The following is an 8,419-nucleotide window of genomic DNA, read 5'->3' on the forward strand; positions in this document are numbered from 1 at the left end:
ATGAATGCACCCTGGAAATCCGGCGGTCCCGGCGGCCGCGACCAGTTTGCCGCCTTCATGTACGACGAAGCCTCGCTCGACGTGCTGCGCCCGATCGCGCTCGAAATGGGCTGGCAGCCCGAGAAGTGCTGCAAGGGGGGCCTACGCAACGCCGTCCAGTCGCTGTCGGTCACGGCCAGCCCCAATATTCTCATGGTGGACCTGTCGGAAAGCGGCGATCCGCTGAACGACATCAACGCCCTGGCCGAAGTCTGCGAGCCGGGTACGGTCGTCATCGCGGTGGGCCAGGTCAACGACGTGCGGCTCTACCGCGACCTGCTTGCCAGCGGCATCCACGACTACCTGCTGAAGCCGCTCTCGCCCGGCACCGTGCGCGACACGCTCGCACAGGCGCAGGCGGTGTTCTCGGCGCCCCGCAGCCATGAATCGGGCACGGCCAAACCGCATGTATCGACGGCGGTGATCGGCACCCGCGGCGGCGTCGGCGCCTCCACCCTGGCGACTTCGCTGGCATGGCTGTTCAGCGCCGACGACAAGCTGCCCACCGCCCTGCTCGACCTGGACATCCATTTCGGCACCGGCGCGCTCTGCCTCGATCTCGAGCCCGGCCGAGGCCTGACCGACGCGATCGAGAACCCCAGCCGCATCGACGGCCTGTTCATCGAACGCGCCATGATCCGCGCGAACGACAATCTCGCGATCCTTTCCGCCGAAGCCCCCATCGGCACTCCGCTGATGACCGACGGTTCGGCCTTCCTCCAGCTCGAAGAGGAATTCCGGCAGGCCTTCGAGATGTCCGTGATCGACATGCCGCGCAACATGCTGATCAACTTTCCGCAGCTGCTTGCCAATGTGAACGTCGTCGTCCTCGTCGTCGAACTGACGCTGGCCTCCGCGCGCGACACGATCAGAATCCTGTCCTGGCTCAAGGCCAATGCGCCCCATGTCCGCGTGATCGTGGCGGCCAACAAGGTCCAGCCGAGCCTGGCCGAAATCACCAAGGCCGATTTCGAAGCCTCCATCGAAACGCCGCTGCAACTGTCCATCCCCTACGACCTCAAGGCGGCCTCGCTGGCGGCCAAGCTGGGACAGACCTTTGCCGATACCAATCGCACCAACCGCGCAGGCATCGCGATCCGCGACCTCTCGCGCATGATCGTCGAGCAGACCGGCGAGGCCGAAGGTCCGGCAGGAGCAGCGGGCGCCAAGCCGTCATTGCTCGGCAAGCTCGATCTCAAGGCCTTCATGGGCAAGGCTGCTGCGAAGAAGGAAACGGCCTCTCGCTGAGGGGCCGATCGGGCGAGGTGCGGCCATGGACATGATGCAGTTTCTGCTGGTGGCGGTAGGCCTCCTGAGCGCCGGGGCGCTGGTATGGACGGCGTTCTCCGGCCCCTCTCCCGCCAAGGAATCGACGCGCCGGTTGAAATCGGTGCGCTATCGCCATTCGCAGAGCACGACCGACCGGGTCGAGGCGCAGATGCGCAAGGCCGTTGCCGCCCGTCGCCCGAAAATGCACAAGGCCGCCGGTTCCGGTTCGCGGATCGATGCCCTGGCGCTTCGCCTCCACCGTTCCGGCGTCAGCTGGTCGCTCAATCAATATCTCTACACCTCGATCGGGATCGGCCTCTTCGTCGCCCTGCTTGTCGCCGTGAAGACCGGCGCGCTGGTGCTGGCGCTGGCATTCGGCCTCTTCGTGGGCGGGGGTATTCCGCATTTCGTGCTGAACAAGCTCATCGCCCGCCGCACCAATGCCTTCAACGCCAAGTTCCCCGATGCCATCGAACTGCTGGTACGCGGCCTGCGCTCAGGCCTGCCGGTGACCGAGACGCTTGGCGTCGTCGCCAAGGAAGTGCCGGGGCCGGTGGGTGAGGAGTTCAAGCTCGTCACCGAACGCATCAAGATCGGCAAGACCATGGAGGACGCGCTCCAGGATACCTCCGACCGCCTCGACATTCCCGAATTCGCCTTCTTCTGCATCACCCTTGCGATCCAGCGCGAGACCGGCGGCAATCTGGCGGAAACGCTGGCCAACCTGGCCGACGTGCTGCGCAAGCGATCGCAGATGAAGCTCAAGATCCGCGCCATGAGCTCGGAATCCAAGGCTTCCGCCTACATCGTCGGCGCCCTGCCCTTCATCGTCTTCGGCATGATCTGGTGGATCAACCCCGGTTACATCGGCAAATTCTTCACCGACGACCGCCTCATCGTGGCGGGAATGGGCGGCGCCGTCTGGATGGGCATCGGCGCCTTCATCATGGCCAAGATGGTCAGTTTCGAGATCTGAGCGCAGGACAGCCCGCAAGATGCCAGACCAACCCGCCGGTCCCACCCTCCTCGGTTTCGACGTCATTTTCGTCGGTACCCTGCTCGCCATGGTCGCCGCCGCCGCCGTGATGCTGGCGATCTATGCCGCCGTCACCGTGCGCGATCCCATGGCCAAGCGGGTCAAGGCGCTCAGCCAGCGCCGCGAAGCGCTCAAGGCCGGGATCACTACGGCGCCGCGCAAGCGCCAGAGCGTCGTGCGCCGCAACGAGACGACCGACCGCATGGGCGCCTTCCTGGGCAAGCTCAAGATGTTGCAGGACAGCCAGCTGCGCGACATCGAACAGAAGCTCGCCCAGGCTGGTATCCGCAACAAGGAATGGGCCGTCGCGGTCGTCTTCGCGCGGCTGGTGGCCCCGATCGTGATGGGCGGCACGGCTGCGCTGGTCATCTACGGGATCGACTATTTCCCGCAGTGGAGCAGCTTCAAGCGCTTCATGGGCTTCGCCGCGATGCTGATTGCCGGCTACAAGGGCCCGGACATCTTCATCAAGAACATGATCACCAAGCGCACCGACGCGATCTGCAAGGGACTGCCCGATGCGCTCGACCTGCTGGTGATCTGCGCCGAGGCAGGCCTTACCGTGGACGCCGCCTTCGACCGCGTGGCCCGCGAGCTTGGTCGCGCCTACCCCGAACTGGGCGAGGAATTCTCGCTCACCTCGATCGAACTCTCGTTCCTGACCGAGCGGCGGCAGGCGTTCGAAAACCTTGCCTATCGCGTCAATCTCGACGCCATGCGCGGCGTGGTGACGACCATGATCCAGACCGAGCGCTACGGCACCCCGCTGGCCTCGGCCCTGCGCGTGCTCTCCGCCGAATTCCGCAACGAACGCATGATGCGCGCCGAGGAAAAGGCCGCGCGCCTGCCTGCGATCATGACCGTGCCGCTGATCCTGTTCATCCTGCCGACGCTGTTCATCGTCATTCTCGGCCCCGCGGCCTGCTCGATCGCGGATGCCTTCTCCGGCGGCGAACCCCACGCGCCGCCGAAGTGACGGGCTATCTTTTCCGAGGGCCCCATCTTTTCCGGGGAACGTAGACCACCACGCCGTCCGGCCCGCGATAGATGCGCTGCCAGCGGCGTGACCGGGCCAGTTCTCCGTCCAACGGCGCATTGTGCTCCTCCTGGATCAGGAACGCCGCCGGATGCCACTTGGCGATTACGTCCACCAGCGGAACATAGCCGTTCTCGATACCGCCGTTGTATCGCCATTCCTCGCGCGGGTAGCGATAGTAGCGGCCGTCGTAGGCGACCCGCCAGGCCGGCCAACCCGCATCGATGACGGGCCCGCCATAGGGAAAGTCGGCGTAGATCGTGCCTCGCAGGTTCTGGCGCTTCAGATGGGCAATGGCGCCAAGCGGCAAGGTGGGCGCAAATCGTGTCGGCGCCGCCAGCGGCAGGATCAGCGCCACCAACGCGACCGCGACGACCGCCCCCCACTTCGGCGCCCACTTCGGTGCCCACGTCGGCATCGGCGCCTGCTCCTCCGGTCCCGCTCCGGTAAGCGAGCGCGCGATCAGGGGCACCATGGCGACTGCCCAGAACAACACGAAGCGATAGGCCATGGCCGTCATCGCCAGGAGGGCCAGGGCCAGCAGCAGTTCGGACGTCCTGAACCGGCGGCGATGGCGCAGGAACAGCGCCGCCGAGACGAGAGCCGTGAACAGCACCGGCAGGGCATTGGCCCAGTTGCCCTCGATCCAGAGCGGCCGCCATTCGCTGGCGCCGATGGCCAGGCTCATCTCGGCATTCGCCGCCGAGATCGCAAGGATGGAAAGGCCGTCGGGCGTCGCGAACATCGCGCCGATCGCGGCAAGCGTGAGCACAGCCGGAGCCAGCGGAAAGGCCTGGCGGTCACGAAGCCAGGCCAGCCCCTCGATACCAGCCTGGATGCCCAGCGCCAGGACGGCGACGCTGACCGATGGGTGGAGGTTCTGCCAGAGCACGAGCAGCGGCACGCCCAGCGCGATCGTAACGGCCGGGCGCAGATTCAGCCGCTGCAAGGCCAGCAGGATCCCGAAACAGAGCGAAGCGTAGCTCTGCGGCCGGATGCTTGCCGTCGGGACGGCGGCCACGAAGGCCAGCACGAGCGCCGCCGCTACGGCATGTCTCGATGCCCCGCGCAGGCGGCAGGCAGCCGCCACCGCCCAGAAACCGCCGAGCCAGCACAAGGCGTCGTAGACCCGCAGCAGATCCCAGCCGCCGACGCTGCGCACGAAAGCCATGCTCGCCTGCGCCAGCCAGCCCACGGCGGGAAGCGGCTCTCCCAGATGCAGGGCGGCGAAAGGTTCGCGCGTTACCGGCGCCCCGTGCGCGAGGATGATCTCGCCCAGCTTGAGCTGCCAGAAGATATCGACATCCCAGACGCTGCGCAGCAGGAGCACCGCGAGCATGCCGGCAGGCACCAACGCGGCGAGCCAGCCAGACCAGCCGGGCGCGCGACGCGGCCTGCCCGTGGCCGGCACTGCATCCATGGTTTCGATCGGTCCGCTCACTTTTCCCCCGGCGCCTGGTACATTTCCCGAGACAGGCGCCATCCTTCACCGCAGCGCGGGGCTCCGTTCAAGCCCCGGATGCGGCGGAAGCGGGGATAATCAGTAGCCCATCAGGCTGAGCACTTCCTTGCGGCTGCGCTCATCGTCGAGGAAAGTGCCCATCATACGGCTGGTGATCATGCTCACGCCCGGCGTGCGCACGCCGCGCGCGGTCATGCAGGCATGGCTGGCCTCGATCACCACCGCCACGCCCTGGGGCTGGAGATGGTCCCAGATGCACTGTGCCACTTCGGCGGTCAGGCGCTCCTGGATCTGAAGGCGGCGGGCGAAGCCGTGCAGCACCCGCGCGAGCTTGGAAATGCCCACGACATGATCCTTCGGCAGATAGGCGATGGCCGCCTTGCCGATGATCGGTGCCATGTGGTGTTCGCAGTGCGACTGGAACGGAATGTCCTTCAGTAGGACCACTTCGTCATAGCCGCCCACTTCCTCGAACACGCGGCTGAGGTGGATCGCCGGATCCTCGCCATAGCCCTGGCAATATTCCTTCCACGCACGCGCCACGCGCTTGGGCGTGTCGAGCAGTCCTTCGCGCGAGGGATCGTCACCCGCCCATTCGATCAGCGTGCGGATCGCCTGCTGCACATGCTCGGGGACGGCCGGCTTGCCCAGCGGGTTGTCCTCATCGGGACCGTCAAGGCTGCTCATCCCTTCTTACTCCTTCGCAATCTGTCCATAAGACGCAGCCGCATGAGCTGCCCCTTGCGGCGGAAAAGACCGCGCCGCTCGATCGGCTCGAACATCTCACCGGGTCGTTCCGGGTCGAGCAGAGCACTTTCACCGAGCGCTCTTTCAGCTTCGGTGAGATGTTTCAAGGGCAAGGGTTCGAGATGTTTGCCGGAAGGCACAAGGCTTTCGATGGCGCCGAGCATCGAGCCATGACGATCGAGCGCCGCGGCGATGGTTTCCTCGGTCACCCCGCAGTGCTCGGCAAGCAGCCGGTGGCGCAGGCCGGTGATGGCCGGACTGACGTGGGCATTCGCCGGGCGGGCGGAGTCTATGAAGACGTCGCATTCGGAATCGAGGCCCATCGAACGGTTGTTCATATTGGCCGAACCCACCCTCAGGATCTCGTCGTCCACAATCATCAGCTTGGCATGGACGTAGATCGGCGTTCCGTCAGCGGCCACGGGATAGAGAATGCGGAAGCGCCCGGCATGATCGGCATTGCGCAAGGTGCGGATGAGTTCCACCCGCGCTGTGTCCATGGCGATCTGCTCCAGCCAGCCGTCGGCCGTCAGCGGATTGATGATGACGAATTCGGGCGGATCGTCTTCGAGAAGCCGCTCGCACACGGCCTCGGCGATCGCCCTCGACGCGAAATACTGCGTTTCGGCATAGACGAAGCGCTTGGCGCGCCGGATCTGCTCTACGAACAATTCCTCGATCTCGCTGACCTGGGGACAGTCGCCATATTCGGCGCGGGTGCGGGCAATGCCGATCTCGACGTCCTCGAACTCGGCGCGCAGTTCATCGGGCCAGGGGCTGAAGTCCTGCGGCGCGCAAGGGGCGATCTCCGCGCCGCCCGCCACTTTCCAGCGCTCGCGCCCCAGATCGCCGAGCGCTGCCGCGACTTCGCCCTCCATCACCATCGTCACGTCGTGCCAGGGACCATAGAGCCGCCCGGTCGGACGTCTGCGGCGGGGATCGTCCGGCAAGTGGTCCGGCGTATCCCAGCGGTCCGAGGTCATGTCGATCCCGCCGCAGGCCGCGAAGACATCGTCCACCACGACGATCTTCTGGTGATGGCTGCACCCGATCGGATGGGCGCCGTCGAACTTGAAATCGATTCGATCGCGTAGCGCCCAGCGAATCAGGTCGATGACCATGGTGCCGCGAAACAGCGACTTCACCAGCGAGACGTTCCATTTGAGCAGCAGGATCTCCAGCGTCGGCGTGGTCCTGACCAGCCAGACGATGAACGATCCCAGGCGCGCGGGAAAACGCCTGCGCCGCCCGCGCTGCCACCAGCGACGCCCGGACTGGAGCAGGATCCGGGAGTCGAAATCCCAGCCGATCATGAATATGCGCTGCCGCGCCTCTTCCATGACCCCGCGCATGAGTTCGAAATAATCCGCAGCGTCGATCACTACATATGCACGCTTCGCCCTGGCGTAACGCCACACCGATGGCGAAACCGGGGCGTCGCCCTGGCCTTCCCCGTTAGCCGAGTTCTGTATCATCACTTACCTTGCTGGATCACCCGCTGCCCGGGATCAAGCATCGAGCAAGCGGGATGTTCCATGCCCCATTTGTCCGACAGAAGGCACAACCCGCCGCCCCGCAAAAAGCGGAATGGCGGAATTCGGCCAATTCGTCGCAAAAAAGTGCCATTTTGGCGGTTGATCGGGCGCCATTCAGCGGCCATTCCGTTGCACGTGTGCAACATGCACCGTCTTCGTCCGTTCCTCTCCCACGTGATAACTGCACGCGGAACGGGCTTCCGGCCCCAGGGTCGGAACAAACTGTCCGGGTCGTAATTATTCGGACCACCATTCACGCTCCTGCACGTGCGACTGCGTGCCGGGAGCATCCCGAGCCGGGGCCGATGTCGGTTCCCGCATCGAGAAGGAGTACGCCATGAAGAAATCTCTCATCGCCGCCGCGATCGCCGCCGCGACCCTGACCCCTGCCGCCGCCATGGCACAGGGCACGGCCGCAACCGCTGCCGCCGCACCGACGGTGGGCGCCAAGGTCTATGGCCCCGATGGCACCGAAGTCGGCACCGTGGAAGCGGTCCAGAGCGGTGTCGTTACCGTCAACACCGGCACCGCGCGTGCCGGCCTCCCGGCGGCATCCTTCGCAATGCGCGAAAAGGGCCTCACGATCGGCATGAACAAGGCCGACCTTGAAGCCGCCGTAAACGGCGCCAAGGCCGAAAGCAGCGCCGAACTGGCGACCGCCTTCGTGGCCGACAAGCCGATCAAGAGCAGCGACGGCGTCGTTCTCGGCACCGTCACCAAGGTCGAAGGCGAAGACGTCTTCGTGACGCTGAGCAACGGTTCGGTTGCCCAGCTCAAGAAGTCCTACTTCGGCCTCGGCGCAGACAAGTCGCTGACGCTTGGCATGACTGCCACGGCGTTCAACTCGCAGCTTCAGGCCAGCGCAGGCGGCCAGCCGGGCGCCGATGCCCAGGCAGCCCCTTCGGCTACGGCCGGCGCTGCCGAGACCCCCAGCGGCCAGTAATCAGTAATCGGTAATCAAAAGCCGCAAGGCTGAGGAAGGCCGGGAGCGCAGCCGCGTTTCCGGCCTTTTTCTTTGCCATGCCGATGCGGCACGCAATCCAAACCGCGAAACCGCAAACGAAAAGCCCCGCCGGAGCATGATGCTCTGCGGGGCTCTTCGTGTGTGGTGCAAGTGGTGCGCCCGGAACGATTCGAACGTCCGACCCTCAGATTCGTAGTCTGATGCTCTATCCAGCTGAGCTACGGGCGCACAATGCCCTATGTGGGTGCCATTCTCCCCTCTGGGAGAGAATGGTGCGCCCGGAACGATTCGAACGTCCGACCCTCAGATTCGTAGTCTGATGCTCTATCCA

The 8,419-nt window shown here is 65.3% G+C and carries 7 protein-coding genes and 1 tRNA gene; 4 read left to right on the top strand and 4 right to left on the bottom strand.

From position 1 onward, the window contains the following. Genes NTCA1_RS10415 through NTCA1_RS10425 form a run of 3 tightly spaced genes read left to right on the top strand, consistent with a single transcriptional unit; the run spans nt 1 to nt 3,320 of the window. Entirely contained in the window at nt 1-1,287 is a 1,287-nt protein-coding gene (locus tag NTCA1_RS10415) for a pilus assembly protein CpaE (protein ID WP_159830421.1), read from the top strand. A 25-nt stretch (nt 1,288-1,312) separates the two neighbouring features. Then, nucleotides 1,313-2,284: a type II secretion system F family protein gene (locus tag NTCA1_RS10420; RefSeq protein ID WP_086492760.1), complete on the top strand. Its 972-nt coding sequence runs from the start codon at nt 1,313-1,315 to the stop codon at nt 2,282-2,284. 19 nt (nt 2,285-2,303) lie between these two features. Beyond that, nucleotides 2,304-3,320: a type II secretion system F family protein gene (locus tag NTCA1_RS10425; protein ID WP_159830423.1), complete on the top strand. Its 1,017-nt coding sequence runs from the start codon at nt 2,304-2,306 to the stop codon at nt 3,318-3,320. A 4-nt stretch (nt 3,321-3,324) separates the two neighbouring features. On the opposite strand, the gene NTCA1_RS10430 is transcribed toward NTCA1_RS10425, so the two are convergent. The 3 genes from NTCA1_RS10430 to NTCA1_RS10440 form a co-directional block, all read right to left on the bottom strand. Continuing rightward, nucleotides 3,325-4,821, bottom strand: coding sequence for a hypothetical protein (locus NTCA1_RS10430; protein WP_236549223.1), 1,497 nt, complete (start codon nt 4,819-4,821; stop codon nt 3,325-3,327). 99 nt (nt 4,822-4,920) lie between these two features. Next, nucleotides 4,921-5,529 (bottom strand): GTP cyclohydrolase I FolE, encoded by a 609-nt coding sequence (gene folE / locus NTCA1_RS10435; RefSeq protein ID WP_086492758.1) that lies wholly within the window; start codon nt 5,527-5,529, stop codon nt 4,921-4,923. Beyond that, the gene (locus NTCA1_RS10440) at nt 5,526-7,064 is read right to left on the bottom strand and encodes a phospholipase D-like domain-containing protein (RefSeq protein ID WP_086492757.1); all 1,539 of its coding nucleotides are present in this window, start codon (nt 7,062-7,064) and stop codon (nt 5,526-5,528) included. Before NTCA1_RS10440 ends, folE begins: the two co-directional genes overlap by 4 nt. A 397-nt stretch (nt 7,065-7,461) precedes the next feature. On the opposite strand from NTCA1_RS10440, the gene NTCA1_RS10445 reads away from it, so the two are divergent. Then, the gene (locus NTCA1_RS10445) at nt 7,462-8,067 is read left to right on the top strand and encodes a hypothetical protein (RefSeq protein WP_086492756.1); all 606 of its coding nucleotides are present in this window, start codon (nt 7,462-7,464) and stop codon (nt 8,065-8,067) included. Nucleotides 8,068-8,239: 172 nt separating this feature from the next. On the opposite strand, the gene NTCA1_RS10450 is transcribed toward NTCA1_RS10445, so the two are convergent. After that, nucleotides 8,240-8,316, bottom strand: a tRNA-Arg gene (locus NTCA1_RS10450). Between the last annotated feature and the right edge of the window lie 103 nt (nt 8,317-8,419).

The sequence above is a fragment of the Novosphingobium sp. TCA1 genome, assembly GCF_009811895.1.
GTDB classification, from domain to species: domain Bacteria; phylum Pseudomonadota; class Alphaproteobacteria; order Sphingomonadales; family Sphingomonadaceae; genus Novosphingobium; species Novosphingobium panipatense_A.

Bases quoted from the DNA above. Each gene is read 5' to 3' on its own strand.
- NTCA1_RS10420 (WP_086492760.1), top strand. From the start codon at position 1,313: ATGGACATGATGCAGTTTCTGCTGGTGGCGGTAGGCCTCCTGAGCGCC.
- folE (WP_086492758.1), bottom strand. From the start codon at position 5,529: ATGAGCAGCCTTGACGGTCCCGATGAGGACAACCCGCTGGGCAAGCCG.
- NTCA1_RS10440 (WP_086492757.1), bottom strand. From the start codon at position 7,064: ATGATACAGAACTCGGCTAACGGGGAAGGCCAGGGCGACGCCCCGGTT.
- NTCA1_RS10445 (WP_086492756.1), top strand. From the start codon at position 7,462: ATGAAGAAATCTCTCATCGCCGCCGCGATCGCCGCCGCGACCCTGACC.
- NTCA1_RS10415 (WP_159830421.1), top strand. From the start codon at position 1: ATGAATGCACCCTGGAAATCCGGCGGTCCCGGCGGCCGCGACCAGTTT.
- NTCA1_RS10425 (WP_159830423.1), top strand. From the start codon at position 2,304: ATGCCAGACCAACCCGCCGGTCCCACCCTCCTCGGTTTCGACGTCATT.